Origin of the sequence: Streptomyces sp. NPDC058751, from assembly GCF_042746485.1 — a bacterium.
Lineage (GTDB): Bacteria > Actinomycetota > Actinomycetes > Streptomycetales > Streptomycetaceae > Streptomyces.
Genome location: NZ_JBHYPZ010000027.1, coordinates 1 through 26,723, shown reverse-complemented (window position 1 = coordinate 26,723; position 26,723 = coordinate 1). Strand labels below are relative to the sequence as shown.

At 73.5% G+C, this 26,723-nt stretch carries 29 protein-coding genes and 1 riboswitch; of the genes, 9 read left to right on the top strand and 20 right to left on the bottom strand.

Annotation, left to right across the window (positions count from 1 at the left end; genetic code table 11):
• The first annotated feature begins 20 nt into the window (after nt 1-20).
• Nucleotides 21-338 (top strand): hypothetical protein, encoded by a 318-nt coding sequence (locus ACFW6B_RS24305; RefSeq protein WP_386598671.1) that lies wholly within the window; start codon nt 21-23, stop codon nt 336-338.
• Nucleotides 339-450: 112 nt separating this feature from the next.
• On the opposite strand, the gene ACFW6B_RS24300 is transcribed toward ACFW6B_RS24305, so the two are convergent.
• Nucleotides 451-2,304 carry a C40 family peptidase gene (locus ACFW6B_RS24300; protein WP_386598668.1) on the bottom strand — a complete coding sequence of 618 codons (1,854 nt, stop codon included), beginning with the start codon at nt 2,302-2,304 and terminating at the stop codon, nt 451-453.
• Nucleotides 2,305-2,311: 7 nt separating this feature from the next.
• A riboswitch (cyclic di-AMP (ydaO/yuaA leader) is annotated at nt 2,312-2,483 on the bottom strand.
• Nucleotides 2,484-2,982: 499 nt separating this feature from the next.
• Here ACFW6B_RS24300 and ACFW6B_RS24295 point away from each other — a divergent pair.
• The gene (locus ACFW6B_RS24295) at nt 2,983-3,267 is read left to right on the top strand and encodes a hypothetical protein (RefSeq protein ID WP_386598666.1); all 285 of its coding nucleotides are present in this window, start codon (nt 2,983-2,985) and stop codon (nt 3,265-3,267) included.
• A gap of 93 nt (nt 3,268-3,360) precedes the next feature.
• Here ACFW6B_RS24295 and ACFW6B_RS24290 read toward each other — a convergent pair whose 3' ends face one another.
• From ACFW6B_RS24290 to ACFW6B_RS24280, 3 genes are all read right to left on the bottom strand, one after another.
• Nucleotides 3,361-4,074 (bottom strand): alpha/beta fold hydrolase, encoded by a 714-nt coding sequence (locus tag ACFW6B_RS24290; protein ID WP_386598663.1) that lies wholly within the window; start codon nt 4,072-4,074, stop codon nt 3,361-3,363.
• Nucleotides 4,075-4,091: 17 nt separating this feature from the next.
• A complete protein-coding gene (locus ACFW6B_RS24285; protein WP_386598662.1) occupies nt 4,092-4,265 on the bottom strand; it encodes a hypothetical protein in 174 nt (57 codons plus the stop codon).
• Between the two features lie 177 nt (nt 4,266-4,442).
• Nucleotides 4,443-5,147 (bottom strand): beta-glucanase, encoded by a 705-nt coding sequence (locus ACFW6B_RS24280; RefSeq protein ID WP_386598660.1) that lies wholly within the window; start codon nt 5,145-5,147, stop codon nt 4,443-4,445.
• Between the two features lie 210 nt (nt 5,148-5,357).
• Between ACFW6B_RS24280 and ACFW6B_RS24275 the strand changes: the two genes are divergently transcribed.
• Nucleotides 5,358-5,951 carry a DinB family protein gene (locus ACFW6B_RS24275; protein WP_386598658.1) on the top strand — a complete coding sequence of 198 codons (594 nt, stop codon included), beginning with the start codon at nt 5,358-5,360 and terminating at the stop codon, nt 5,949-5,951.
• Nucleotides 5,952-6,070: 119 nt separating this feature from the next.
• Here the strand turns inward: ACFW6B_RS24275 and ACFW6B_RS24270 are convergent, their stop codons facing one another.
• The gene (locus ACFW6B_RS24270) at nt 6,071-6,634 is read right to left on the bottom strand and encodes an exonuclease domain-containing protein (protein ID WP_386598656.1); all 564 of its coding nucleotides are present in this window, start codon (nt 6,632-6,634) and stop codon (nt 6,071-6,073) included.
• A gap of 143 nt (nt 6,635-6,777) precedes the next feature.
• A complete protein-coding gene (locus ACFW6B_RS24265) occupies nt 6,778-7,233 on the bottom strand; it encodes a MarR family winged helix-turn-helix transcriptional regulator (protein WP_386598654.1) in 456 nt (151 codons plus the stop codon).
• A gap of 209 nt (nt 7,234-7,442) precedes the next feature.
• Here ACFW6B_RS24265 and ACFW6B_RS24260 point away from each other — a divergent pair, with 209 nt between their 5' ends.
• Complete coding sequence (locus ACFW6B_RS24260) at nt 7,443-8,897, top strand: MFS transporter (RefSeq protein ID WP_386598652.1); 1,455 nt, start codon at nt 7,443-7,445, stop codon at nt 8,895-8,897.
• Between the two features lie 80 nt (nt 8,898-8,977).
• On the opposite strand, the gene ACFW6B_RS24255 is transcribed toward ACFW6B_RS24260, so the two are convergent.
• Nucleotides 8,978-9,103 (bottom strand): hypothetical protein, encoded by a 126-nt coding sequence (locus ACFW6B_RS24255; RefSeq protein WP_386598651.1) that lies wholly within the window; start codon nt 9,101-9,103, stop codon nt 8,978-8,980.
• Between the two features lie 203 nt (nt 9,104-9,306).
• Complete coding sequence (locus ACFW6B_RS24250; protein ID WP_386598650.1) at nt 9,307-9,969, bottom strand: GNAT family N-acetyltransferase; 663 nt, start codon at nt 9,967-9,969, stop codon at nt 9,307-9,309.
• Between the two features lie 229 nt (nt 9,970-10,198).
• Between ACFW6B_RS24250 and ACFW6B_RS24245 the strand changes: the two genes are divergently transcribed.
• Entirely contained in the window at nt 10,199-12,394 is a 2,196-nt protein-coding gene (locus tag ACFW6B_RS24245; protein ID WP_386598816.1) for an FUSC family protein, read from the top strand.
• Between the two features lie 81 nt (nt 12,395-12,475).
• Here the strand turns inward: ACFW6B_RS24245 and ACFW6B_RS24240 are convergent, their stop codons facing one another.
• Complete coding sequence (locus ACFW6B_RS24240) at nt 12,476-13,555, bottom strand: dipeptidase (RefSeq protein ID WP_386598648.1); 1,080 nt, start codon at nt 13,553-13,555, stop codon at nt 12,476-12,478.
• Entirely contained in the window at nt 13,552-14,937 is a 1,386-nt protein-coding gene (locus ACFW6B_RS24235) for an amidohydrolase family protein (protein WP_386598647.1), read from the bottom strand. The genes ACFW6B_RS24240 and ACFW6B_RS24235 overlap by 4 nt, the downstream gene beginning before the upstream one ends.
• 164 nt (nt 14,938-15,101) lie before the next feature.
• Between ACFW6B_RS24235 and ACFW6B_RS24230 the strand changes: the two genes are divergently transcribed.
• From ACFW6B_RS24230 to ACFW6B_RS24215, 4 genes are all read left to right on the top strand, one after another.
• The gene (locus ACFW6B_RS24230) at nt 15,102-15,875 is read left to right on the top strand and encodes an IclR family transcriptional regulator (RefSeq protein WP_386598646.1); all 774 of its coding nucleotides are present in this window, start codon (nt 15,102-15,104) and stop codon (nt 15,873-15,875) included.
• Nucleotides 15,872-16,822 (top strand): ornithine cyclodeaminase family protein, encoded by a 951-nt coding sequence (locus ACFW6B_RS24225; protein ID WP_386598645.1) that lies wholly within the window; start codon nt 15,872-15,874, stop codon nt 16,820-16,822. The genes ACFW6B_RS24230 and ACFW6B_RS24225 overlap by 4 nt, the downstream gene beginning before the upstream one ends.
• A gap of 215 nt (nt 16,823-17,037) precedes the next feature.
• On the top strand, nt 17,038-17,922 hold the full coding sequence (locus tag ACFW6B_RS24220) for an oxygenase MpaB family protein (protein ID WP_386598643.1): 885 nt from the start codon (nt 17,038-17,040) through the stop codon (nt 17,920-17,922).
• Nucleotides 17,923-18,173: 251 nt separating this feature from the next.
• The gene (locus tag ACFW6B_RS24215; RefSeq protein WP_386598642.1) at nt 18,174-18,899 is read left to right on the top strand and encodes a B12-binding domain-containing protein; all 726 of its coding nucleotides are present in this window, start codon (nt 18,174-18,176) and stop codon (nt 18,897-18,899) included.
• Between the two features lie 74 nt (nt 18,900-18,973).
• Here ACFW6B_RS24215 and ACFW6B_RS24210 read toward each other — a convergent pair whose 3' ends face one another.
• From ACFW6B_RS24210 to ACFW6B_RS24165, 10 genes are all read right to left on the bottom strand, one after another.
• Complete coding sequence (locus ACFW6B_RS24210) at nt 18,974-20,182, bottom strand: cysteine desulfurase-like protein (protein WP_386598641.1); 1,209 nt, start codon at nt 20,180-20,182, stop codon at nt 18,974-18,976.
• Between the two features lie 209 nt (nt 20,183-20,391).
• Nucleotides 20,392-20,670, bottom strand: a complete 279-nt coding sequence (locus tag ACFW6B_RS24205; protein WP_386598640.1) for a GlsB/YeaQ/YmgE family stress response membrane protein — start codon at nt 20,668-20,670, stop codon at nt 20,392-20,394.
• Nucleotides 20,671-20,765: 95 nt separating this feature from the next.
• Complete coding sequence (locus ACFW6B_RS24200) at nt 20,766-21,671, bottom strand: YihY/virulence factor BrkB family protein (protein ID WP_386598639.1); 906 nt, start codon at nt 21,669-21,671, stop codon at nt 20,766-20,768.
• Between the two features lie 3 nt (nt 21,672-21,674).
• Nucleotides 21,675-22,112 (bottom strand): ATP-binding protein, encoded by a 438-nt coding sequence (locus ACFW6B_RS24195; RefSeq protein ID WP_386598638.1) that lies wholly within the window; start codon nt 22,110-22,112, stop codon nt 21,675-21,677.
• Nucleotides 22,109-22,480 (bottom strand): STAS domain-containing protein, encoded by a 372-nt coding sequence (locus ACFW6B_RS24190; protein WP_386598637.1) that lies wholly within the window; start codon nt 22,478-22,480, stop codon nt 22,109-22,111. Before ACFW6B_RS24190 ends, ACFW6B_RS24195 begins: the two co-directional genes overlap by 4 nt.
• Nucleotides 22,481-22,580: 100 nt before the next feature.
• Nucleotides 22,581-22,946 carry a PRC-barrel domain-containing protein gene (locus tag ACFW6B_RS24185; protein ID WP_386598636.1) on the bottom strand — a complete coding sequence of 122 codons (366 nt, stop codon included), beginning with the start codon at nt 22,944-22,946 and terminating at the stop codon, nt 22,581-22,583.
• Nucleotides 22,947-23,096: 150 nt separating this feature from the next.
• Nucleotides 23,097-23,480 carry an STAS domain-containing protein gene (locus tag ACFW6B_RS24180; protein WP_386598635.1) on the bottom strand — a complete coding sequence of 128 codons (384 nt, stop codon included), beginning with the start codon at nt 23,478-23,480 and terminating at the stop codon, nt 23,097-23,099.
• Nucleotides 23,477-24,586 (bottom strand): B12-binding domain-containing protein, encoded by a 1,110-nt coding sequence (locus tag ACFW6B_RS24175; RefSeq protein WP_386598634.1) that lies wholly within the window; start codon nt 24,584-24,586, stop codon nt 23,477-23,479. The genes ACFW6B_RS24180 and ACFW6B_RS24175 overlap by 4 nt, the downstream gene beginning before the upstream one ends.
• Complete coding sequence (locus tag ACFW6B_RS24170) at nt 24,583-26,250, bottom strand: PP2C family protein-serine/threonine phosphatase (protein WP_386598814.1); 1,668 nt, start codon at nt 26,248-26,250, stop codon at nt 24,583-24,585. Before ACFW6B_RS24170 ends, ACFW6B_RS24175 begins: the two co-directional genes overlap by 4 nt.
• A 126-nt stretch (nt 26,251-26,376) precedes the next feature.
• Complete coding sequence (locus tag ACFW6B_RS24165) at nt 26,377-26,553, bottom strand: hypothetical protein (protein ID WP_261705424.1); 177 nt, start codon at nt 26,551-26,553, stop codon at nt 26,377-26,379.
• Nucleotides 26,554-26,723: the final 170 nt, after the last annotated feature.

Genomic DNA, 26,723 nt, shown 5'->3' with positions numbered 1-26,723 from the left:
CGGCCGCACTAGGAGTTCCTGTGACCACCTACGTCATCACCGTTCCCGGGACGTTCGTCCACGGCCTCCCGGACGCCTCCCGCGCCGAGGTGGAACGCAGACTTCGCCCCCAGGACCCGCAGAACACGGACCTGGGCGAGAGCGAGGAGCTGAGCCTGCTGACCGTCGACGAGGACAACAGGTTCTCCGTCCGGCTGGAGGTCGAGGCGCCGGACCGCAGGAGCGCCGAGGCCGAGGCCGTACGGCTCGTCTCCGGCGCGATCCTGGACAGCGGCCTGTCCGCGGACGACGCCCCGCTGGGACCCGCCGCCGTCACGGGGATCGACAGCGAATTCTGACGCCGGGCCGCCGCGCCGCCCTCGCGGACGACGGCACGCCAGGGCCGTCCGGGACGCCCCGGACGGCGGTACGTTCCGCACCGCCGTGCGCCGTCGGCGGCCGTGACGGGGTTCAGACCGGACGTACGACGCTGTGGATGGCCTCCCGGCCGACGTATTCGACCGGCTCCTCGCTGATCCGCGCTCCGGGACTCGGCGCGTGGACCATCATGCCGTCACCCACGTAGAGACCCACGTGGCTCACGTTGGCGTGGAAGAAGACCAGGTCGCCCGGCTGCACGGCGCCGAGGTCGACCGTCGGGCCGGCCTGTGCCTGGTCCTGCGTCGTGCGGGGGAGCATGACCCCGGCGCTCTTCCAGGCCGCCTGGGTGAGACCGGAGGGGTCGTACGAACCGGGTCCGGACGCTCCCCACACGCACGGGCTGCCGATCTGGGCCCGGGCGAAGGCGACCGCCTCGGCGGCCCTGCTGTCCTGGCCGGTGGCCGGCGGTGCGGCCGCACCGGCGACGAGCCTGTCGATGTCGAACCCCGGGTTCGCGTCGGTGGCCCCGGGAGCGGCGGGCCACGCCTGCCCGCCGCCGCTCGTCCGCAGCGACTGCCGCCAGGCGTCGTCGACCGGCGGGGCGGCGGGAGGCATCGGCGCCGAGGGGGCCGCCGGGGGCATGGGGGCCGACGGGGCCACCGGAGGCATGGGCGCCGACGGGTACGCGGCCGGAGGCGGCGTGGACTCGTACACCGGCGACTGGGGCACCGGCGGCTGGGGCACCGGCTCGCTCACCGGAGGTGCCGGAGGGGGCTGGTACCCACTGGGACGGGCCGGAGTCTCGTACGAGAGAGGCAGGAGCACCGACTTCACCTCGGAGGCCGGGGGCGGCGGCTCGTACCCGAGGGGCAGGAGCACCGACTTCACCTCGGCGGTCGCCGGCGCCGGCTCGTACGCCCGGGGTACGGAGCCCGTCTCGAAGACCTGGGGCGGGGGCGCCGCCTGGAACGCGGCGGGCTGGGGCGCCGGTTGGAAGGCGGGCGACTGCGGGACCGAGGGGAACGTACCGGTCTGACCGACCGACGGAAACGTACCGGTCTGCGGGGCCGACGGGAACGCCACACCCTGCGGGACCGAGGGGAACGTACCGGTCTGACCGACCGACGGGAACGTACCGGTCTGAGCGGCGGACGGGAGCCCCACACCCTGCGGGACCGAGGGGAACGTACCGGTCTGACCGACCGACGGGAACGTACCGGTCTGCGGGGCCGACGGGAGGCGGGGCTGCTCCGTCGGCCGGTACTCGATCGCCGGCGCCTGCGCGACGGGCATGTTCTGCCGTGACACGTGCCGCGACATCAACTCCTGGGCGGCGGCGAGCTTGCGCCGGGCATTCTGCTTCTTGACCTGCGGGGAGGGCTTCTGCGGCGCGGCGGCCTGAGCGGGCACCGCGGGAAGCGCCGCACGGAACCCCGTTCCGGGTCCCGGTACCGCGGGGGACCCGGCCGCCGGACCCGCGGTCAGTTCCAGCGCGGGGCGCCCGGCCGGTTCCGAAGCCGGACCGGCGGTCAGCTCCAGCATCGGAGCGGCCGTCAACTCGGCGGCGGGCCGCATGATCTGTTCCAGCTCGTACACCGTCGGAAGGTCGGACGAGGACCCCTTGGACCCCTTCCCGCCTCCCTTGGGACGGGCACCGCCACCGCCACCGCCACGCCCCGGCTGCCTGTCGGCCGGGAGCGTGGCCGGCGCCACGGGTCCGACCCGGGAGCGCGCCCCGTCGAACCACTGCTGCATCAGGTTGTCCCGGTCCGCGTCGGAGACCCCGCTCCCTTGACCGGCGCCCCCTCGGCCCGGCCTGCGGGCGGAGTTCGACGAGGCGCGGGTCCCGTTGAACTTGCCGGTGGCGAACTCCGCCTGGTCGTAGAGGGACGAGAGCCGTCGGGCGACTTCTTCGCTGCTGGGCGGGGTGCTTTCCGGCGCCATGGAGTGGTGCTCCTTCCGTCGTCCGCCTACCGGGTTAGCTGTCGGGTTCGGGCGGACGATTCCGGAAGGTATGCCCTACGACCCCTGCCCCGAAAGGCAGTTGGCCGATTCACCCCAAGTTCGGTGGGTCCCCGGCTCCCGCTGCCACGAGGACAGGCAGGACTCGGCGGAGGCCGCGCCGCCCGGCGAGCTCCGCCGGAGGGAATCGGGCGGCCAGGTGGCCAACTTAGCCATGTTGTGCACCCGATGTGAAGATCCACGCCCCAGATGTCCGATACGTTTTCGTGACCTTCATCGCATCGCACCGCAGTGCGACGGAGAGGACACGGGCCGTGCTCGAAACGGCCGCTGAGCACGGCCGTTGAGGCGACCGGACCCGCTTCCCGACCCGGCCCCGGCCCCGATTCCCGCCCGTCCGGCCCGCCCCGTTGCGTACCGGTTCCTTCCCGGACGGACGGGCACACCCCGCCCCGGCCCGCCGGTCGCGCACCCGGCCGCCTCGGACGTGTCGAAAGTGTGCAGAGAACCGACTTTCCCCGGCACCTCGTTCGACATCGACGGCGCCTGCCGGTCACACCTTGACCGGTTCTGGCCGAACCGGCCGGATCACCGCTGTCGCCGCGTGCCGCCCGTACCGTCGTGGCACGTCAGACCACGAGAGCGAGCCGAGGACCCCACGTGCACGATGCGCCGATCTATGCCCAACTGATCTCCGAACGCGGCGACATACCGAGGCTCGTACGAAGCGAGGCCCGGCGGCTGCAACGCGACTTCGAGTGGATCCTGAGCTGGGATCCGTCGACCGGCGCCCCGCTCCCCTCGTCCGCCGCACGGCCGGCGTCCGGCGCCCGCCGCCCCCTGTCCGCGGCCCCCGACCCGGACGACCGGCTCGACGCACCCACCCCCCTGCCGTCCGGCCGCCAGGACCTGTCCGTCCCTTCCCGCCTGCCGGACGGGTCCTAGGGCCTGTCGTCAAATTCCCGTCTGTCCCGCGACGCCATGCACGCTCCCCCGAGCTCTTCGAGCAGGGGGGACCCCCACTCGCCGCACCAGGCGCTAGAGAACGTCCGGTTCGCCGCCCGGCCGGCCGGCGGGGAGCGGGTCGAGCCCGTCGCCGATCCGGGTCACCAGATCCGCGACCGTGGCGCCGGTGACCCGGTGCCAGGTCCGCGCGCGGCGGAGCATCGCGTGGTCACCGCCCTCGACCCGCACGGCGCTCGCGGAGGCACCCGCCTCCAGGGCCCGGCGGACGAGGGCGAACGACTCCGCGGGGTCGGTGATCCGGTCCCGGTCGCCGTGCAGCACGATCACGCGTTTGTCCCGGAGGTGGGCCACCGGCTCGCCCTCCGGGCACCAGGGCGCCAGCGCCACCACGGCCCTGACCTGAGGCGCGGCCGCGGCGCGCAGGGCCGCACGGCCGCCCATCGAGTGGCCCACGAGCACGACCGGCACCTCCCCCACCAGCGCGGCGAGTTCGTCCAGCGCCCGCAGGACGTCGGCGACGGGGTCGGCGTCCACGCCGTTCCACCCCCGGTAGCGGTAACGCACCTGCCCGACGAACGTGCCCCCCTCCGGCAGGGCTCGCGCCACGGAGCGCACGAACGGCAGCATCCGGGCGCGTGCCATGTTCCACGGCCGCAACGGGGCCCTGCTGTCGGCGGTGCCACCGTGCAGGACCAGCACGGCGGCACGCGCCGGACCTGCTGCGGGACGGACGACGCGACCTGGCCGCAGCGCGACGAGGGCACCTGTCGCCTTGGACAACGCCATGTGCTCCGTCCGCTCCGTCAGTCCGCGTTCTCGGGCCGCTCACGGTAGCCGTTGCGCCACTCCTGGTACAGACGCCAGAGGCGTGCCGCCTGCGGGCAGCGTCCCGACTCCCGTCGGCACGTACGGCAGTCGCCGACGTGACTGACGTAGGCGGTCTCGGGGGCGTCCCGCCCCGGTTGCGGATTCGGCATGGTCCTCGGCACCCGTCGGCGCGACGCGCCCCGGCGCGGCGTCGCTTCTCGTGCCGTACTTCCGCGCCGAGGGGTTCGGCGGATGCACCTGCCGCGGCCCGGATCCCGACCGCGGCGCGCGGGTGCCGTCCGCCGCGACGCCGGCCTTCGGCGACCCGCCGGGAACCCGCTCCGGTGTCAGTCGAGGAGACCGGTCTCGTACTCCTCCACGGCGGGGAGGGGCCTGCCGATCCGGGGCCTGCGGACCGTCAGCCGGGCCACCTCGAAGTCCATCTCGCGAGCCTCGGGAGGAGGAGGCGGGTGGTAACGGCCGGCGCACACGGACAGGTTGACGATGAGATAGGCGTGCCAGGACCGGCCCACTCCGCGCCGGTCGTCGAAGGCCCGGATCCCGTTGACCCACCACACGACCCGCTGGGCACCGAACTCGACCGTGAGATCGACCCAGGCACCCGGCCGAACGGCGCTGTTCCGGTAGTAGCGATGGGTGTTGCGCACGTGATTGGACAGTTCCAGCAGGTCCGGGTTGTCGGGGTGGTACTCGAAGACGTCGATCTCCTGGCCGCCGTCCCGCCACGTCCAGACGGCCGGCCAGGCCCCGACGACCGTCGGCAGCCTGACCCGCGTCTCCAGCACGTCCCCCGTGCGGACCATGAACCCTTCCGCGCTGTCCTCGGTGGTGAGGAGGCCCGCGTCCCAGTCGCCGTCCGGGCGCCGGGTGGCCCGGAAGCGGCCCGTCCGGGAGTAGGCGGGGTCGGTCACGAGATGGTCGAGTTTGCCGTCGTCCGGGTTGACCGGACCACCGTCGGGATAAGCCCAGGAACGGCCCGCGACCCATTGACGAGTCGAGGCGAAATCCGCAGTGAAGACGACATCGGACACGCGGCACTCCTCGATGACGGCGTTTCGCGTACGTCCGGTTTCTCCCCAGGAACCCGACACCCACGCCCCGTTCACCGCAACCCGCCACAAAACAACCCATCGGGGTGAACCGGTCGCACTCCGGCTCGCGCCGGTCCGGTGTTCACACCGGTGACGGCGCTTGATCCGACCGCCGACGACAGCGCCGCCGGGAACGGCAGACTGAACGCCATGACCTCACCGGATCCCAAGGCCGACCTCCACCACTACCTGCAGTCGGCCCGCGACGCCCTGCTCTGGAAGCTCGACGGTCTCTCGGAGTACGACGTCCGCCGCCCGTTCACCCCGACCGGGACCAACCTCCTCGGTCTCGTCAAACACGTGGCCACCGTGGAACTCGGCTACCTCGGCGACACCTTCGGACGGCCCTCCGACGAACCGCTGCCCTGGCTGGAGCACGTCTCCGAGACGAACGGTGACATGTGGGCCACCGCCGACGAGACACGCGAGTTCGTCGTGGGGCTCTACCACCGGGCATGGGCACACGCGGACGCGACCATCGACGCGCTGCCGCTGGACACGACCGGCAGGGTGCCGTGGTGGCCCGCCGGGAAGGACGAACTGACGCTGCACCACGCGGTCGTCCGCGTGATCGCCGATACGCACCGGCACGCCGGGCACGCCGACATCATCCGTGAACTCATGGACGGCGCCGTCGGGATGAACGAGAACAACGACAGCATGATGCCGGGCGACTCGTCGTGGTGGGAGGACTACCGGGCACGGTTGGAGCAGGCGGCCCGGGACGCCTCCAAGGACGGCTGACGCCGGGCCGGATCCGCCGGGACGGCCGCCGGGCCACGCGACCGCCGAATCCCCTCGGCCCGATCCGCGGGCCTGCTTCCGGGGCGACCCTCAGGGCGGCTTTCAGGACGGCGGGGTCCTCAGGCGCCCGGCCAGGCCCCGCGCCCCGCCAGGTCGAGGACGAGTGCCGCGATGTTCCACGCGTCGTCCTCGCCCCGGTGGTGCCTGCCCTCCAGGGGCAGTTCGGCGAGGCGCAGGGCCTGCGCCATTCCGGGCCGTTTCCGCAGCCCGCGGGCCGTGGTGAAGACGGCCTTGGCGTTGGTGTGCCGACGACCGAAGGGGTACGGGGTCGCCGTGTCGGCACACTGACGGGTGAACTGATGACGGTCGTAGTCCCCCCAGCTCGCCCACGGCCGCTCCCCCGCACGGTGCGACGCGGCCAACTCGCGGCAGGCGTCGGCGAAGGGGAGCCCCCGCTCGACCTCGTCCTGTGTCAGACCGGTGAGTTCGGTGCAGAAGGCGCTGACGGCCGACCGCGCCGGCCTGACCAGAAGGCGGTGCTTCTCCACCCGGACGCCCCGGTCCAGGTCGACGACCGTCAGACCGATCTCGATGATCTCGCTCACCGCCCCGGACGGAGGCCGCCCCTCCCAGCAGGTCGCCTCGACATCGACGACGTTCAGCAGTCCCCCGGTACCGTTCATGCGGGCGAGCGTAGAAGGCGGCACACCACCACGTCACCGGGTTTTCCGCCCCGCCCCACCGGCCCGCCCCACCGCCCCGCCCCACCGGCCCGCCCCACCGGCCCGTCACACGGCTCGGAGCGGCGGTCGGCCTCGGGCCACGGTCACGGGCGCGGCCAGGGACGGCCGCCGATGCGCTCGATGTCCGTGTTGAAACGCCGCAGGTAGGAGGCGAACGCGGCGATGTCCTCCTCCGGCCAGTCGGCCATGACGAGGTCCAGGGAGTCGACGAGCCCCTGCCGCTCCTGGTCGAGGAGGCGCGCCCCTTCGTCGGTGATGCGGAACTTGCGGGCCATACCGCCGTCGGGGTCGGGGATGCGCTCGACGAGCCCGGCGCGCATCGCCGCGGCGGTCTGCCGGTTGAGGGTGGAGGCGTCGAGCCCGAAGGCGTCGCTCAGCTCACCGATCGACATGGGCCCCTGGATCCGGATGCGACTGAGCAGGATGTAGGCGCTGCGCTCCAGGACCCCGTCCTTGGTGCGGCCGCCCCGGTGGTTCATCCATCCGTGGCGGCTGAGGAGCATCTGCTCGTACTCGACCTCGTGTGTGGGCCTGACCATCCGCCTGCCGCCTCCCGCTGTCACCCGGGCCGCGCGTCCCGCGCACATCGGTGCGGCCCGGCTCCATGCTCCCACACCCCCATGCACGAGCCACATTCCATGCATGTACCACATTGCATGCATGGCCCATATCGCATGCGCGATACACAGGACATGTACGATGCACATCCATTCGCCCTCCCCCTCAGACAGAACCCGAGGAGTCCCTCATGGACGCCCCCCAGCCCTCCGCCCGAGCGGGTGGCGTGGTCGCCACCCTCGCCTTCGCCGGCACCGTGGCGGCGATCATGCAGACCCTGGTCACTCCGCTCATCGCGGAGCTGCCCCGGATCCTGCACACCACCCCCGCGAACTCCGCCTGGGTCATCACCGTCACCCTGCTGGTCGCGGCCGTCTGCGTCCCGGTCTCCGGCAGGCTGGGCGACCTGCTGGGCAAGCGGCGGATGCTGCTCGCCTGCTCCGTCCCGCTCGTGGTGGGCTCGGTCGTGTGCGCGCTCTCCTCGTCCGTCGTCCCGATGATCGTCGGACGCGGACTACAGGGAATGGGCATGGGCATGGTGCCGCTGGGCATCGCCCTGCTGCGTGACGTGGTGCCGGCGGAGAAGCTGAGCTCCTCCATCGCGCTGGTCAGCGCCTCGATGGGCATCGGCGGCGGCCTCGGGCTGCCCATCTCCGCCGCGGTCGCCCAGTACGCGGACTGGCGCGTCCTCTTCTGGGGCTCCGCCGTGCTGGCCGCGGCGATCGGAACCCTGATCTGGTTCCTCGTCCCGGACGTGCCGGCCGGCGCCAAGGGTCAGCGCTTCGACGTCCTCGGCGCGCTCGGACTCGGCGCCGGACTGGTCTGTCTGCTCCTCGGCGTCTCCAAGGGAGCCGACTGGGGCTGGGGTTCCGCGACGACGCTCGGGCTGTTCGCCGCCGCCGTCGTGGTCCTGATCGCCTGGAGCGCCTGGGAGATGCGCACCCAGGACCCGCTGGTCGACCTGCGCACCACCGTCCGCCCCCGGGTCCTGCTCACCAACGTCGCCTCGATCTTCGTCGGCTTCGGCATGTACGCCAGCATGCTGATCATCCCGCAGCTCCTCCAGTTCCCGGAGGCCACCGGCTACGGTCTGGGCCAGTCGATGCTCGCGGCGGGTCTGTGGATGGCGCCCGGCGGCATCATGATGATGGTCGTCTCCCCGCTCGGCGGGAAGCTGACGGACGCCCGGGGCCCGAAGTTCACGCTGATCTGCGGTGTCCTCGTCATCGCCCTCGGCTACGGCCTGTCGCTGGTCCTCATGGGCTCGGCCTGGGGCCTCATGCTGACCGGCATGGTCATCAACAGCGGCGTCGGCCTCGCCTACGGTTCGATGCCGGCCCTGGTCATGAGCTCGGTCCCGCTCGCCGAGACCGCCGCCGCGAACGGCTTCAACACGCTCATGCGCTCGCTGGGCACCTCGGTCGGCGCCGCCGTCATCGGCGTCGTCCTCGCCCAGATGACGACCAGCGTGGCGGGCTACACCTTCACCTCCGAGAGCGGCTTCCGCACCGGCCTCGTCGTCGGCGGCTGCGTCGCCCTGGTGGCCGCGGCCGTCGCCGCCGTGATCCCGGCCGTCCGCGCCACCGCAGGAGACGACCGGACCGGCCCCACGGCCGCACCGGAGACGGCCACGGCCACGCGCTGAGATCCACCCGCGCCGGTTCCGACGGCCCCGTCCTGCGGTGCAGGCCGGGGCCGACTCGGGATTCGGGCTCGCGCGGCCTTCTACGGAACGTAGAACGTGGTGTCGCCGTACAGGTCATCCACTCCGTTGAGCCTCAGTCGCGCCGCGGCCACGAGAATCGACTCGTTGCCGATGCGGAAGGTCGGCCCCAGGCACCCGTCAAGCACCGTCGGGATCCTCCACCATGATCGACCGGACAGGCACTGGCAGGCGCGGCGGTGAGCGCAAGAGCGCCCACCGCGGACGCGACCACACTCACGGTTCGTGAATTCACGGGTTTTCCGTCCCCTGGTCGACCGCCCGGCAGCTTCCACCCCGGAAGTTGCAACAAGATCACCCCAGCGGACCGGTACGGCGTACGGGGAAACGGCTACTTCACCGAAGCCGTCGACGGCCGTCCGGCGTCGCTCGGCGTCGTCGGCCTGCCCAGGTAGGTGAGCGGTCCCGGGTCCTCGACGGGGATCTCGTGGAAGCCGAGACGGTCGTAGAACGCCCGGGCGGGCGTGTTCGCGGTGACCATGCCCAGGTGGACCGCCCGCACCCCGCGGTCGTGCAGGGCGGCCAGGAAGGTGTTCATCAGCGCCCTCCCGTGGCCGCGCCGCTGGAAGCCCGGCAGCAGGTCGATGTGCAGGTGGGCCGGATAGCCGTCGAGCTCGGGCAGGATCATCCGCTCGGGGGCGTGCAACAGGTCGACCATCTCCTCGCTGGGCGTACGAGGCGGTGTCGTGGGGGCCGGATAGCGGTGCGCGACGCGCGGGATCCACGTCTCGCGGAACCGCTCGACGAACTCCGCGGTGTCCCCGGTGCCGACCACGTAGCCGACGGCCCGGCCGCTCCCGTCGTCGAGGACGAAGGCCAGCCCGGGCTCCAGGTGGCAGTAGGGCGCGGCGAAGAGCGTAGGCATCAGCTCCTCGTCGGGATACAGGGCGCGCGAGTCCCCTCCGAGGTCCGCGGTGCTGACGCACACGTCGGCGACGGCGGCGCGGTCGGCGGGCCGGTAGGGGCGGATGACCGGTGTCGGCACTGGGTTCATGTGCCGCATCCTGTCTCCTTGGGAGCGCTCCCACAAGGGGTCGGGGAGCGCCCGCCGCACCAGGACGGCCGGGCGCCGTCCGGCACGCGGCGCCGCATGGTGCCATGCTGAAGTACCGGATCATGGGCTGTGAGCAGGGAACGACGGCAGCGTGAGGACAGTGACTCGGCCGAACCGAGCGACGCTCTGGAACCGGTTCGTGGCGTCCGACCCGGGCCTGCTGCGGCTCATGGCCGGACTGCGGACCGTCGGCGCGATCGCCCTCACCCTCGTCGTCCTCGGCCTGCTCGGAGCCGGTTCGAACGACATGGTGAACGGCGCCATGTCCGCCATGGTCGCCACCTTCTCCATCAAGGAGAAGCACCGCGGCGAGCAGGCAGTCACCCTGGCGCTCGGTCTGCTCGTGGCGATCGTGGCGATGTCGCTGGGCGCGCTGCTCGGCCCGTACACGATCGCGAGCGACGTGTGCTTCATCGCGCTGATCTTCGCCGCGGTCTACTGCCGCCGCTACGGCGACCGCAGTACGGCGCTGGGGCTGATCGCCTTCCAGATCTACTTCCTGTCCCTGTTCGGCGGAGCCGCCTCCTCCTCCCTTCCCGAGCTGTGGACGACGCTGGCCATCGCCTTCGCCTGCAGCGCCGTGGTGCGCTTCGCCCTGATCGCCGAGTCGACCGAACGGATCCTGAAACGGCTGCGCAAGGCGTTCCGGGCCCGCGTGGACCGGCTGGTCTCCGTCCAGATCGGCCTGCTCGACGCCGGTCCCGACGACGTCGAGCAGGCCCTGGACGACGTACGGCTGCACACCGCGCGCCTGCACGAGAGCGCGATGATGATCCAGGACCGCCTGGACGAGAGGACCGCCGACGGCACGAGCGCCTCGCTGCTCCAGCGGCGGGTCGCCGAAGCCGAGATCGCCGCCGAACGGCTCGGCATCCTCATCCTCACGGCGCGCAGCGCCGAACAGGCCGACACGCTCGCCCTGCACCTGCCGCACGCGCCGCTGCCGGCGGCGGGAGACGAGCTGCACAGGCACGACGAGACCGTGGCGACGCTGCACCGAGACCTCGAGGCGCTGCAGGTACTGGTCACGGGCCCGGTCTCGGACGACGGCGGCGTCGGGGTGGCCCAGCTGCGCAACCGGCTGCTCGGCTACCGGGACGAGGAGAACCTGCCGCACGCCCCGGCGGACGTGCAGGACGTGTTCCGCGGCATCGGCGAGGCGGCCCGCGCGGCCCTCGGACTGCGGCTGGCGCTCGACGGCCCCCAGGACGAGACCGACGACTCCCCCGAGACGCAACGGTCCCGCGAGGAGCTGGACGCCGAGGACGCCTCCATCGCCGCCGAGGAGGAGGCACAGGAGGAGCCGCACCCCAGGGGGCTGGACCGGCCCACGACCCGGGCGGCGGTACAGGTCTCGGTGGGGTCGACCCTGGCCATCATCGGCGGGGAACTGATCGCCCCGCAACGCTGGTACTGGGCGGTGCTGACCTGCTGGGTGGTCTTCCTGAACACCTCCTCGACCGGGGAGATCCTGGTCAAGGGCTACCGCCGGCTGCTGGGGACGTTCCTCGGCGTGATCGCGGGTGTCTTCCTGGCGGGTGTGGTGGGCGGTCACACCTGGACCGCGTTCGCGCTGGTTCTGCTGTTTGTCTTCGCCATGTACTTCACCGCCCCGGTGTCGTACGTCCTGATGTCGTTCTTCGTGACGGCGATGCTGGGCATGCTGTACACGGTGCTCAACACCTACAGTCCGGCGGTGCTCGTCCTGCGGATCGAGGAGACGGCGCTCGGCGCCGTCTGCGGGGTGTTCGCGGCCGTCGTGGTCCTTCCGGTGCGCACCGACCGCCGTACGGACGAACTGCTCGCCGCCGTGCTCGTCCGGCTCGGGGACGTCAGCGGTGCGGCGGTGGAGCAGCTCAGCGGCGGTGTCGCACTCGACCTGCTGGACAAGGCGCGTGACCTGGACACGGCGCTGGACGGTCTGCGGGCCTCCACCAAACCGCTGACGCACCCGATCACCCCGTGGCGGGCCCGCCGTCAGACCGCCCGCTACATCGTCGCGCTGCTGGAGACGTGCGCGTACCACGCGCGCTCCCTCGCGGCGACGGCCGAACTCCTCCCCTACAGCAGGTCGGTCGCCGCGGATCCCCGGCTGAAACTGGCGGGCCGCCGGATCGGCCAGAACATCGACGTGCTCGTGGCCAGGGTGGCGGCAGACGCCAGGGACGGTGTCGCGGAGACCGGGGCGAGCCTCGCCGCCATGCTGGAGCCGCAGACGCCGGACTCGCCCCGCCACGACCGCGTCACGGGCCGGGTCCTGCGGCATCTGCAGCGGCTGGACGAAGGGGTGATCGGCCTGGCCCGCCCGCTGGGGGTGCGGATCTCCACGCCCGGCAGGAAGCCCGCGCGGAGCGGGGCGCGGTAGTACCGCGGCAGGCGGCGTCCACCCGTCCGCGACGCCCGGCACCGACCGACGCGGACGGCCCGGCCCCGGTGCCGGAACCGGCTACCCGGAGACCTCCGGGGCCCACACCCGGTCGGCGTAGTCCAGGAAGTTCCTGCCGAGGATCTTCTCGATCCGCTCCGAGGTGTAGCCGCGCCGCTCCAGGAGGCGGACGAGTTCCCGGAACTGGTCCACCCCGCGCAGGTCGAGCACGAAGGGGAACGTGTCGTCGCGCTCCCCCGCCGCGCCGACACCGGCCCGGCGCCGCAGGGCCACGTGCTCGGCCAGGTGCGCCCGGTAGGTGTCGAGGTCGTCGATGGACGTCACGGTCCCGTCGGTGCCGATGCCGACGTGGTCCTCGCCGCACACGTCGACCGCGTGCGCGATGTGCTCCACGACGTCGGCGGCGGTCGCGTGACCCGACACGTTCAGGAAGGGCATGAAGTAGATGCCCACGAAGCCGCCGCGCGAGGCGACCAGGCGCAGCTCCTCGTCCGTCTTGTTGCGGGGCAGGTCGGCGAGGGCGCGGCAGCCGGTGTGGTTGATCGACACGGGGCGCCGCGCGGCCTTGGCGGCCTCCAGGCAGGTGCGCTCGCCGCTGTGGGAGAGGTCGACCATGAGGCGGTGCTCGTCGAGCGCCTCGACGACGGTGCGGCCGAAGTCGGTCAGTCCCCGGTTCTCCGGCGCCATGGAGCCGTCGCCGATGTGGTTGGCCTGGTTGTACGTGAGCTGGACGACCCGGACGCCGAGATCGGCGAAGGTGGCGACGCGCCCGACGTCGTCGCCGACCGCGACGGCGTTCTGGAAGCCGTAGACGACGCCGATCCGGCGTTCCTCCCTGGCCCGGTGGATGTCCGCGACCGTGCGGACCTTGAGGAGGTCGGCCGCGTTGTCCCGGACGATCCCGTCCCAGACGGCGATCTCGTGCAGCGTGTGCTCGTAGGGCGGCAGGTCGCCCATCGTGTAGCCGAGGGTGATGTTGACGGCGGTGAGGCCGGAAGCGTGGGCGTCGGCCAGCGTGCGGGCGTCGACGGTCATCTGCTCGCTGGAGGGGTTGAGCTGCGCGGCGGCCTCGGCCGACCGCGGGGCGTTCGGGTTGTCGAGCTGCCCGAGCGCGTTGATGATCATGGGAAGGCCGGTCATCGGGTCTCCTCGGCGGGGTGGGTCTCCTCGGCGGAGCGGGCCGCTTCGACGGGGTGAGGCACTTCGGCGGGGCGGAGGGTGCGGTCGTAGTCCCGGCGCTCGAAGCGCCGGCCGCGCTTGACGGTCAGCGTGACGCTGCGCAGGTGCCCGATGTCCCGCAGCGGGTCGTCCTCCAGGACGACGAAGTTGGCGAGCTTGCCCGGCTCGACGGTGCCCATGACGTCCTCGGCCCCGGCGCTCCGGGCGCCGATGAGCGTGGCCGAGCGCAGCGCCTGCGCGGGCGACATCCCGCAGCGCCGTACGAGGAACGCCAGTTCCTCGTGGAGGGCCGGGAACGGGTCCTCGGGGCCGGTCTCGTAGTCCGTGCCAGTCGCGATCTCCACACCGGCGCGGTGGGCCTGGGCGGTGAGCACGGCGGCGAGTCCGGTGTCGGCCGCCGCCCGCGCCGCGTCCTCGGGACCCTCGCCCGCGAGTGCCCCGCTCGCCCACATGCCCGCGGTCGCGTCGAGGACCGTGCCCCGCCGCCGCATCAGGGCGAAGAGTTCCTCGATGCGGGGGTCGTCCCCGGCGGCGAACCGCTCGTGGTCGACCTTCGGCTTGGTCTTGTAGCTGGTCAGCGGCTCGTCCGTGCCCTCGAAGGCGAGCAGGGTGACGTGCGAGACGCTGTCCGCGCCGGCTTCGACGACCTCCCCGGGCGAGGCCGGGAAGACGGTGGCGTGGGCCCAGACCGGGATGCCCTGGCGGTGCGCCTCCGCGATGACGGCGGCGACGGTGTCGCGGTCGAGATCCGCGTACACCTTGATCGCGGAGGCGTGGGTCCCGCGGGCCAGGGCGACGGCGGTCCGCAGGTCGGTGTCCTTCGTGATCGCCTGCATCCACGGAACGGCGCCGGGCGTCCCGCCCCGGGACACCTGGTGGGTGCGCGGGTCGTCGAAGAAGCCGGGGCCCGCCATCAGCGCGGCGTAGCGGATGTCGGGACCGGGGATCTCGCCGACGAGCGTCGCCCGCGCGAGGTCTCCCACCTGGCGCAGGTCGTCGGCCATGTCACGGATGGCCGTGACACCGCTGTGGACGAGCCGGCTCAGCACCGCCTCGGCGACGGGCCGGTCGGGCGGCGTCGCGATGTGCTGGTGGGCGTCGATGAGGCCGGGGACGACGAAACGTCCGTCGAGGTCGAAGACCCGGGCGCCGGCGGGCAGGGTCCCGGCGATCACGGCGTCGTCGCCGACGGCGCGGATGACCGGGCCGTCGATCACGATCGAGGTCGAACCGCGGGCCGGGGCGCCGGTTCCGTCGAACAGCGTCGCGCCGCGGTACACCACGACGGTTCCCTCCGCCGCGGGCGCGTGCGGGACCGGTGCGCCCGGAGTCTCGTCCGTCATCTTCACCTCGGTAGTCGCTCTGTCCGGCCGCCGGTGGTCACCGCCGTCCGGACCGGTTGGCCGCTTGATGGATCTTGTTACGCTCTACGTAACAGACGTATCGTCTCTCGCAACACGCGTTACCGTACGCTCGCATCTCACGACGTCACAAGGAGGGGCCCGAATTGCCCGAGGCACCCCGCGGCGCGGTGGACAAGGCCCTGGACCTGGTCGAGGCCGTGGCCCGTGCGTCCCGGCCCCCGCGTCTCACCGACCTCGCCGAGGAGGTCGGACTGCACCGCGCGACCGCCTACCGCGTGCTCCTCGACCTGGTCAGACGTGGCTGGGTGCTGCGCGCGGGCGACCGCTACCTGCCGGGCACGGCGGTGCTGCGGCTGTCGTCCTCGGCGGCCCGCAACTCGCTCGGCGCCCTCGCCCGGCCGGTTCTCGCGGCGCTGTCCGGGCACACCGGCCTGATGGTCAACCTCCAGGTGCCCGAGGCCGACCGGTCCCGCGTGATCGACGTCGTACGCCCCGACCGGCTGGCGATGATCAGCAGCCTGAACGGCCAGGCCCTGCCCGTGCACCGGTTCGCCGGACCGCTCGCCCTCGTCGCGGCCCTCGCCCCGGACGACCGGGCCCCCTATCTGCGCGCCGCGGAGGAGGCCGGCCACCCGCTGGACGGACCCGACGGGCTGCTGGCCGACATCGAGGAGGCCGAACGCACCGGATTCGCCGTCGAGTACGGGCGCAACGAACAGCCGGTCGCCTCGCTCGCCCGCGCCGTGGTCACCCGTCCCGGCGAGCCGGTCTGCGCCCTCACCGTGGTCGGACTGGGCCCGGACTTCGGCGAGGCCCTTCTGCCCGCCCTGCGGGAGCGGCTGCGCGAGGCGACCGGCGAACTGGCACGGATCCTCTCCGGCTCCGCCCCCTCCCCGTCCACCGAAGGCCCGGCATGAGCGAGATCCTCTTCCTCGACGGGGCGCAGACGCGCGCCGCGCTCGACCCCCACCGCGTCCTGGACGCCGTGGCCACGGCCCTCGTCGCCGTCGCCCGTGACGAGGTCTCCGTCCCGCCGCGGATCGCCGCGCACACCCCGCACGGCCTGCTCGGCGCGATGCCCGGCCACGTTCCCGGTCTCGGGCTCGCGGCCAAGCTGGTCTCCGTGTTCGCCGACCCGGGGCGCCCCGGCCGCAGCAGTCACCGGGGGATCGTCGCGCTCTTCGACGAGACCGACGGCCGCCCGCTGGCCCTGATGGACGCGGAGCCGCTCACCGGGATCCGCACCGCGGCGGCCGCCACCCTGAGCGCCTGCGCGCTGGCCCGCCGGGACGCCGCCCGGGTCGCCGTCATCGGAACGGGCGCCCAGGCGCGCGCCCAGATCGCGCTGCTCGCGGCCGTGGACCCCGGGACCCCCGTCTCCGTGGCGGGCCGCGATCCCGGGCGTGCCGGGAGCGCCGCCGCGCTCCACCCCGCGGCCCGGGCCGCGGAGAGCATCGAGGAGGCGGTACGAGGGGCCGGCACGGTGTTCTGCTGCACCGGTGCCGTCCGCCCGGTGATCCGTCGCGCCTGGCTCGCCCCCGGCACGCACGTCAGCTCGGTGGGCGGCTCCCACGGACCGGAGCTGGACGCCGACACCGTCCGGAACGCCACCCTCTTCGCCGAGTGGCACGGCGCCGCCACGACCCGGCCCCCCTCCGGCGCCCACGAACTGCAGGACCTCCCGCCCGAGCGGCACGTGACGCTCCTCGGCGCGGTCCTCGGCGGCGACCACCCCGGCCGGCGCGAGGACGGCGAACTCACCGTGTTCAAGTCGACCGGCCACGCCGCGCTGGACGTCGCGGCCGCCCACGTCGCCCACGCCGTCGCCCGCGCGGAGGCACGGGGCACCCGCGTCGCCCTGTGAGGCGGGAACCCGTGGGTCCCGGCCGCCGGCGCCGGTCCCGCCGGGACGCGTCGGCACGGCCCGGTGACCGCCGCGGGCCCGTGGACTTTCCTCCCCCGGTTCGGCCATGCTGAGGGGTCTGGAGGGCGTTCCCGCCGGTCCGCGCGGTCCCGGACGGCCCGGGCCGGGACAGGACGCGGGCCCGACGGAGCACGACGCGGAGGAGGCCGGTGCCCATGAGACTGACCGGAGCGGACGGCGGCGTACGGGAGCGGCTGGGCAGCGCTCTGTTCGCCCGCGTCGCGGGCCCGGAGGGACCGGAGAACCGCGCTCGCATCCACGGCACGCCCGGACCCCGCTGGTTCGGCCCCGACCGCCCCATCCGCACGGTGCACGGGGACGCGTCGATGTTCATCGGCGGCCTCTCCGCGCTGCTGCTCCAGTCGCTGCACCCGCTCGCCATGGCCGCCGTCTCCGCGCACTCGGGCTTCCGCGGGGACCCGTGGGGAAGGCTCCAGCGCACCAGCACCTTCCTCGCCGTGACGACGTACGGGACGGCCGAGAGTGCCCAGGACGCCTGCGACCGGGTACGGGCGGTCCATGAGCGGGTGCGCGGTACGACCCCGGACGGAACGCCGTACCACGCGGCCGATCCCCACCTCCTCGCCTGGGTCCACGTCGCCGAGGTCGACAGCTTCCTGCGCGCGCACCAGCGGTACGGCTCGCGGCCGCTGTCCCGGGCCGGCTGCGACGGCTACGTGGCGGACACCGCCCGCGTCGCCGCCGCGCTGGGCGTCCTGGACCCGCCCACGACCGTCGCCGGGCTCGCGGACCGGCTGGCCGCCTACCGCGGCGAGGTACGGGCGACACCGCAGGCGCGGGACGCCGCCCGCTTCCTCCTGCTGAACCCGCCGGTGCCCCTGGTGGCCCGGCTGCCCTACGGGGTGCTCGCCGCGAACGCGGTGTCCCTGCTGCCCGCCTGGGCCGCCGCCGAACTCCGGCTGCTCAGGCTGCCGTTGGTGGACAGCGTCTGCGTACGTCCGCTCGGCAGCGCTTTCACCTCGGCCGTGCGCTGGGCGATGGCACCGCAGCGCGCGCGAACGGTACGGGGAGTCGCGTGAGGGAGGACGCGGCGGACTCCGCGGGGATCTCCGGGACGCCCCGGGCGGTACGGCGGGCCGGTTCGCCGCATCCGGAGGGCCGCCCCGCGCCGAAGCAGGGGTGAACCCGGCGGACCGGCCGGGTCCCCGGACGGCTCCGGAATCGAGGCGAGGCCCGTCATGACCTGCCGCCACCGCACGACGGGCCCCTCCGTCACCGGGCGGGGCACTCCCGCCGGAACGCCGTCCACCGTTCTCCCGGGAGCCGCGCCGTGGAACTGAGCACCCACGAGGAGACGGGGGCACCGGGACCGCCGTCGAAAGACGCGGCCCGGGAGGCCCGGGACCTCGCGCGTGCCGCCGTCCGGCTGGACGCCCCCGCCGTCCAGGAGCGGCTGGCGGCGGCGGTCCGTACGCACGGTCCGGCCGGGGCCTGGGAGGACGTGATGGTGCCCGCCCTGCGGGCGGTGGGCCGCAGGTGGGAGTCCTCGGGGGACCGTTACGTCGAGGTCGAGCACCTGCTGACCTGGCACGTCTCCGCCACCCTGCGGCACGCCTACGTGTCCGCGGCCGGGCACGCGCCGCCCGCCGCGGTGTCGCCCGTCCTGCTGGCCTGCGTCCCGGGCGAACAGCACGCCCTCCCCCTGGAGGCGCTCAACGCGGCCCTCGCGGAACGGCACGTGCCCGCCGTGAGCCTCGGCGGCGCCGTCCCGTCCGAGGCGCTCACGGCCGCGGTGCGGCGCGTCGGTCCCCGGTCGGTCGTCCTGTGGTCCCAGTCGTGGCCCACGGCGAACCTGCCGCTCGCCCGGCACATCGCCACCACATGCGGGGAGGCAGGGGGAGGACGGACCCGCGGCCGCGTCCTGCTGGGCGGTCCCGGCTGGGGCACCCGTCCCGGACCCGGACTCCTGCGTCCACGTCACCTCGCCGAGGCACTCCGGCTGATCACCGCCCCGGACGGCCCGGACCCGGACCCGGCGGCGCCGGCGGGCTCCTGACCGGGTGACACCGCACCGGCCGGCGGACAGGTCCCCCGGCCCGGCCCCGCGGCACGCCGGAAACCGCCCCGCCCCTACGACCGCAGGAACGCCGCCAGACCCTCCAGCAGCCGGTCGACGTCGTCCTCGTCGTTGTACGGCGAGAGCCCGACACGCAGGCCCCCGGTGTCCCCGAGGCCGAGGTGCCGGGACGCCTCCAGCGCGTAGAACGATCCGGCGGGCGCGTGCACACCGCGGCCCGCCAGGAACACGGAGGCGTCGGCCGCCGCCCGGCCGTCGAACGTCAGCAGCAGGGTGGGCGTGCGCTCGGCCGCCCTGGAACGGACGGTGACGCCCGGGAGTCCGGCCAGGCCCGCCTCCAGCCGCCCGCGCAGCGCTCCCTCGTGTCGCCCGATCGCCGCGAAGGCCGTACGCAGCCGGTCCCTGCGGCCGCCCGCCGCCTTGCCCGAGAGTCCGGCGAGGACGTCGATCGCGGCGGTGGTGCCGACCAGCAACTCGTAAGGCAGCGTTCCCAGTTCGAACCGCTCGGGCACCGTGTCGGTGGACGGCAGCAGTTTGTCCGGGCGCAGCCGCTCCAGCAGCTCCGGGGAGGCGGCCAGGACACCGTGGTGCGGGCCGAGGAACTTGTAGGGCGAGCACACGAAGAAGTCGGCGCCGAGCCGTGCGAGGTCCACGAAGGCGTGCGCCGCGTAGTGCACCCCGTCCACGTGGAGCAGCGCCCGCGGGTGCCGGTGGACCAGGCGGGAGATCTCCGCGACGTCGGGCACGGTACCCGTCAGGTTCGAGGCGGCGGTGACCGCGACCAGCCGGGTGCGCCCGGTCAGCAGGGCCTCCACCGCGCGGGGCGGGAGTTCACCCGTCACCGGGTCGAAGTCCGCCCAGCGCACCTGGGCACCGGCCCGTTCGGCCGCCTGGATCCAGGGCCGGATGTTCGCGTCGTGGTCGAGCCGGCTGACGACGACCTCGTCGCCGGGCGCCCAGTCCTTCGCGAGCGTCCGGGCGACGTCGTACGTGAGCTGGGTGGCGCTGCGGCCGAAGACGACTCCGGACGGATGACCGCCCACCAGGTCGGCCACCGCCCGCCGGAACTCCCGGACGGCGTTCTCGGCGTTCGCCTCTCCCGGCGTCAGGTTCCCCCGGATGGACAGCGGTCCGGTGAGCGCGTCCGCGATCGCCCGGGCCACCCGGGCCGGGGTCTGTGTGCCGCCCGGTCCGTCGAAGTGCGCGACACCGGAGAGCAGGGAGGGGATCTCGGCACGCAGCGCGCCTACGTCGTACGTCACTCGGGCTCCTCACTGGCTGCGTCGCGGCCCGTGCCGGGCGGCACCGCGCGTTCTCCGGTGATCATGGCAGGAGGTCCGCCGGGCCGGGAAGGCGGCGCGGAGCCCGGGCGCGTCCGGGGACACGCCGCACGGCCCGGGGCCGGCGACCGTGAACTCCGGTGCCGGCCCCGGGCCGTGCGGTGTGACGCGCCGAACGGGCCGGGGCCCGTTCACGCGTGGCGGTGCGACCGGCTGTTGCCCGTCAGCAGCCGGTACAGGACCAGGAGGATCAGCGATCCCACGATGGCGGCGATCCAGGTCGACAGGTCGAAGAACCCGTCGATCGAGTCGACGTCGAAGAGGACCTTGCCCAGCCAGCCGCCCAGCAGGCCGCCCGCCACCCCGATCAGCATGGTGATGATGATCCCGCCCGGGTCCTTGCCCGGCAGGAGCAGCTTGGCGATGGCACCGGCAAGCAACCCGATCAGAATCCAAGCGATGATGCCCACAGTTCCTCCACCGTCCGTCCGTACTGGATGTGACTCACTGGATGTGACTTCCTCACTCCGTGTGCGCCGTCCTGGCCGGAACAAACCTGCGAGTCTCACCCCGTCGTACGGTTCCCCGCCGCCGCGGCCTTGTCCAGTTCGGCCGTGAACTGCGCGCCGGCCAGCAGCGCGAGGTTGGACAGCCACAGCCACACGAGGAAGACGACCAGGCCCGCGAGGGATCCGTAGAGCCTGCTGTAGGCGCCGAGGACGGAGGCGTACAGGGCGAATCCGGCCGAGACCGCGAGCCACAGGACGGCGGCCAGGACACCGCCGGGAAGGCTGTGCCCGCGACGGCGGGCGGGCGGCGGCCCGGTGTGGAACACGACGAGGACCAACAGGGCGGCCAGGCAGGTCAACAGGGGCCAGCGGAGCAGGTTCCAGGCCAGGGCCACCGGGCCGTCGACCCCGACGGCCCGGCCGGCGGCCTCGGCCACGGGGCCGGTCAGCAGCAGGACGAGCGCGCTCACGACGAGCAGCCCGAGAAGCGCCAGCGCGGTCAGCACCAGCCGGTGCGCGGTGCGCCAGACCGAACGGTGGTCCGCCGCGTCGTGCATGCGGTGCAGGGCCCGCCGGAACACCGCGAGGTAGCTCGACGCCGACCACAGCGCGCTCGCCGCGCCGGTGACCAGCAGCGTCCAGGCGGCGGACCGCTGCCGCAGCATCTCCCCCAGCGCCCGGTGCAGTTCGGTCCCGGACTGGGCGGGAGCGTACGCCGTGACGTGCGCGATGAACTGCTCGGCGGTGTCCGGGCCGATCAGACCGAAGGCGATGACCATGACCAGCAGGGCCGGGAGCACCGTGAGGATCGCGTAGTACGTCAGCGCGGCGGCCCAGTCGGACACGTCGTCGTTCCACATCGAGACCGGGGTGCGGCGCAGGGCCGGCCACCAGTGGGCGGGCGGCCGGGGCCCGTACCGCCGGAGCCGTGCCGGGCGGACCGTCTCACCGGCACCGTTCATCCCTCACCTCTCCGGGGCCAGCGGGACGAACACGCGGATCGTCTTGCCGCTTCCGGGGCACGGCTCGACGGTGACGGCGGCGGACAGGCGGATGATCAGGGGCCAGCCGTATCCGTTCGTCCGGTGCGTCCGCGGGATCTCGCCGGTGCCACGGGCCTGGGCGGGGACGACGTCGCTGTTGTCGCGCACGGCGAGCCGTACGCCCCCGCCGGTCAGCGCCGCGTCGAAGCCGGCGAGCCCGCCGCCGTGCCGGATCGCGTTGGTGACCAGTTCCGAGACCACCAGCAGCAGGTCGACGACCGCGTCCGGGTTCGCCCCGCCCGTCCGGCCGTGCTCGCGCAGCAGCGCCCGGACGTGGTCGCGCGCGCCCGCGGCGCTCGTGACCGCGACGCCCGCTCCCGGCCCCGTACCGGCCTTCGGGGGGCGGTTGACCGGGTTCACCGCCCGGTCGCCGGGTCCGGGAGTTCCAGTGCCGCCCCGACACTGTCCGCGAGGACGAAGAAGCCCCCGGTCCCCGTCACGTCGAACAGCCTCCGGACGATGTCGCCGAAGGGCCCGCAGACCACCATGAGCGTGCCGCGGGCCCGGTGCGCGCGCTGCGCCTCCAGGAGGACGTGCAGGATCGAGGAGTCGGCGAATCCCGTCCCCGACAGGTCGACCACCGTGCGTTCCGGGCCCGCCCGGTGCGCCAGGCTCAGGGCCTCCTCCAGCCGGAACGCGCTCTCGTGGTCGATGTCGCCGCCGACACGCACGACGAAGGCGTCCTGGGCCGCTCCGTGCGTCACGGTGGCTTCCGCCCCGTCGGACATGTGCACACTCTTTCTCGTCCGCTCCCGTGGGGGAGCGAGGTCTTCGGGGCGCGGCGGCCGGCCGCCGCGCGTGCGCCGCCGTCCGCGGGCGCGCGACGGTTCACGCGGGCCGCCTCGGCGGGAGGCTCCGGTAGTAGGTCCCGACGCTGGACAGGTACGCGGGGTCCGAGGTCTCGCGGTCGGTCCTGAACACGGGCGCCGACTTGATCTCCTCGCGGGTGCAGGCGACGGTGACCTTCCGGGACTCCGTGTCTATGCCGGCGACGACGCCCACGGGCACCAGCACGCTCTTGCCGAACACCCAGACGCCGGTGTCGACGACCAGGTGCCGCATCCCCGAGTCGTCGGACTGCCGGTCGACGTGGCCTATGGTCCCGTCCGTCGCCTCGACGCTGTAGCCGGCCAGTTCGTGCGCCTCGGGGTGGTCGAACTCCGGTGCGTACGACCAGATTCCGTCGATCGTCATGTCTTCCTCCGTCAGCTCGCGGGGTCGCTCAGGGCTGCCAATACCCCGCTGTCCGGCGGACATTGCCGTCCGGCGGACATTCGACGCGATCTCGCGGCGCACCGCGGGCCCGGCGCCGTTCACCCCGGCGTGACGCAGGAGTGCGCCGGGTCAGCCGGCCCCGGGACTTCGCTCCCCGCCGCTCTCGTCGCGGGGCGCGGTGAGGTGCTCCAGCGTTCCCGTGATCTCCAGGAGCCGGTCCAGGCCGCGGGGCCGCTGGTCGAGATGCAGGCGCACCCCAGCGGCGTCGGTGCGGCGACGGATCATCAGCAGGGCGGCCAGGCCCATGGAGTCGATGCTGCCGAGACCGGCGAAGTCGACGTGCAGGTCCGGGAACCGTCCCCCGGGGTCCCCGGGGGCGACGAGGTACCGGTCGACGGCCCTCGTCAGCTCGTCGCACGTCTCGTGGTCGAGGTCTCCGGCGACGTGGATCACGAGTGCGGCGGGCTGGACGTCGACGGTCAGCGTGAATGCGGGGGGATGCGAAGTGGTCATACGGGCTTTCCGGGGCCGGGGGTCTCGGGTGGCGGCGTTCGGTTTCCGAGCGCCTCCCGCGCGTCGGCCAGCGTGCGGCAGGCGCGTGGGAAGTCCTTGAGTTGCAGGGCCAGCAGGTCCAGCGCGGGGTCCAGGCTCCGCGCGGGGACACCGCGGGCGGTGAGGATGTCCGCGGTCCAGAGGACGAATCCCGTGAACAGCTCGACGTCGGCGACGTACAGGGACGTGGCCAGGTACTCGACGATGTGCGCGAGGTCCTCGGCGGTGTGCCGCCGCTGCCGTTCGGTGTAGCCGCGCAGCGGCTCGAACCGGTCCTCCAGGTCCGCCAGCGTCTGCTTGACGAGCTGGTGCGTCGTCGCGGCGACGATCGTGTACTCCTGGTCGGCCAGGTGCGGCAGGTCGTCCACGGTCTGGTGGACGGCAGGGGGGCCGGGGCGGTCGAGGCCCCGTTCGAGGACCGCCGCCGCGCCACGGGCGTCGGGGGCCCATCCGTCGGCCCCCAGGGCACGGGCGTGGCGGCCGTCGGGTCCGAAGGCGGCGCCGCCCGCGATGACGGGCACGCCCGCCGCCTGACATGCCGTGACGGCCATGTGCGCGGTGGGCAGATGGGTGGGGACGGAGGAGGAGAGCGCCACCGCCCGGGGTCCCGTCCGGTGCAGGTGCGCGATGAGATGGGGGGTGGGCACGTGCGCGCCGAGGAAGTCCACCCGCCATCCGCGCAGCCGCAGCACCTCCGCGAGGAGCCTGGCCGGCAGGGCGTGCCACTCCCCGTCGACGCAGGCCACGGTGATCCGGGGGCCGTTCGGGGTCCCGTCCCGGCGGTCGGGGCGGTGGGCGAGGACGGCGATGACCCGCTCGTGGATGGCGGTGGCGGTGTGTTCCTGGGCCACGGTGAGCCGGTTCGCCGCCCATTCCGTGCCGACCCTCGCCTGCACCGGGGCGATCAGGTCGAGCAGGACGGTCTCGGCGTCGCCGGACGACTCCAGCGCGTCGAGGACGACGGCCGCGGCCCGGTGTTCGTCGCCCTGGTGGACCGCCGACCACAGCAGGTCACGCGCGTCGTCGAGCGGCACGGCTCCGGGGTGGTGCGGTCGGGACGGTGTCATCCTGTGTACCTGCCCCGGGTGTGGCCGTTCACCGCGCTCAGATGCGCGTGGTGGGGTGCGGTGACGGCGACCGTCGCCATGTCGTCGTGGCCGCCGCGTCCGACCCATTGCGCGGCGAGCATCTGGACGTGTTCCACCACGGCCTCGGCGGGCATGCCGGCGCACTGCGCGAATGCCGTCTCCAGCCGTCGGAGGCCGAAGAACTCGTCCCCCAGCGGTCCTCCCCTGGCCTCGGTGATGCCGTCCGTGAAGAGGAGGCAGGTCTCGCCCGGCGCCAGTTCGACCCGGACCGTGGTGGAGCTGACGTCCCGGAACGCGCCGATGAGGGTCCCGCGCGTCCTGGCCTGCTCGACCGCGCCGTCGGCCCGCACGATCAGCGGAGGGGGGTGTCCCGCGCTGGTGATCCGCAGGTGGACGATGCCCGCGCGGCGTACCACGGAGGCCATCGCGAGCGTGGCGAAGCGGGTGTGGTGGGAGTTCATCAGGGCGCCGTTGAGCAGTCCCAGCAGCCGCTGGTGGTCGTCGGCGAGCGGCAGGAGCGCCTGCACCGTGTTGCGGATCTTGCCGGTCAGGACGGCGGCCTCGAGCCCCTTGCCGCAGACGTCCCCGAGGACGACGAGGGATTCCTGTCCCTCGTCCGACGCGGGGTGGACGTCGTAGAAGTCGCCGCCGACGCGTTCGGCGTGGTCCGCGGGGCGGTACCGGCCGGCGAACTCGATCCCGCGCACCGCGTGCAACCGGGGCGGCAGCAGCTCGCGCATCAACGTCGCCGTGATGGCGGCCTGTTCGGCGTACATGCGGGCCGCGGACATGGCGGCTCCGGCACGTGCGGCGAAGAGCCGGGCGAAGATCTCCTCGCTCTCCGTGAAGGCGGCGTGGTGACTCGACCGGAGCAGGATCAGGGCGCCCGCGGGCACGCCGTGGCCGGGCAGCGGTGTCACGGCCGCCGAGCCGACCGGTCCGGTGAACCCCTCCGGTACGGCCCACGCGGGAACGGCGGCCGGGTCGATCCAGCGGGACGGTACGGGCGGGAATCCGCGCAGGGCCTCGCCGAGCCCGGGCAGCTCCTGTACGTCGTCGCGCACCGTCCGGTGCACCACGGCGCCGTCGGCCCCGCAGAACGTGAGCTGGACCTTGCGTCCGCGTGGAGGGGCGACGATCACGGCGGCGTCGGCGAGGTGCTCGGCGGCGAGCTCCGCCGTCACCTCCATGCACCGTTCGACGTTCAGCGAGGACAGCAGCGCGCTGGAGGCTCCGGCCAGGAAGGCGGCGCGCTCCCGTTCGGTCCTGAGGGCGTCCTCGGCCAGGCGCCGGTCGGTGTCGTCGACCAGCCACCAGACGATGTCGCCGTCGTCCGTTCCGGTGGGGTGCGCCTCGAAGGTCCGGTCGCCGACCGGGCCGTGCGCGAACGCTCCGGGACCGGGGTTCCGGGGACCGGGAAAGCCGCCCCGCAGCCGTGTGTGGGCGTCGGCGATCCACGCCGGGACCACGTCGCGCAGCCATGCCCCGGCGATCGCCCGGGGGAAGAGCGTGGCGGCGGCGGCGTTCGTGCCGACCACGCCCCCCGACCGGTCGGCGACCACCACGGGGTAGGGGGCGAAGCCCCACGTGGCGGCCGTACCGGCGCCGCGCGGGCGGGCGGGGGGTTGCTGGGAAGTGTCCACGAGCAAGGGCCCGCTCCGCGGGCCCACCACCTTTCCGGACGACAGACTGTTTCCGTCCGGCAACCATCTCGTGGCGGACGGCGTCACGGCAAGTCACCCGGGCGAAGTGACACGAAAAGGACCGCGTCAGCGACGGCGGCTGCGCGTCGCCCAGCCCCCGCCGACACCCGAGAGGTGGAGGGCGAGCAGCGCGAGCCCGATGAGCATGACGTTGGTGGACGTGAACACGTGATTGGTCGAGACGTCACCGGCGTTGATCAGGAACGCGATGAACAGCAGTACGGCGGCGGCGATGCCGAGCATGAGGACTCCTCGTGAAGATCCGGTCGTCGGGCGATGGGATCCGGATGCCCCGGGAAGGCCGCATGACACCACGTCGCGTGACACGGCCGCCGGATCCACCGCCCGGAGACCGGTGCGACGGCGTGGTGGGGCGGTGCTTGTCCCCCGGCCGCTCGCCGGGGGACAAGCAC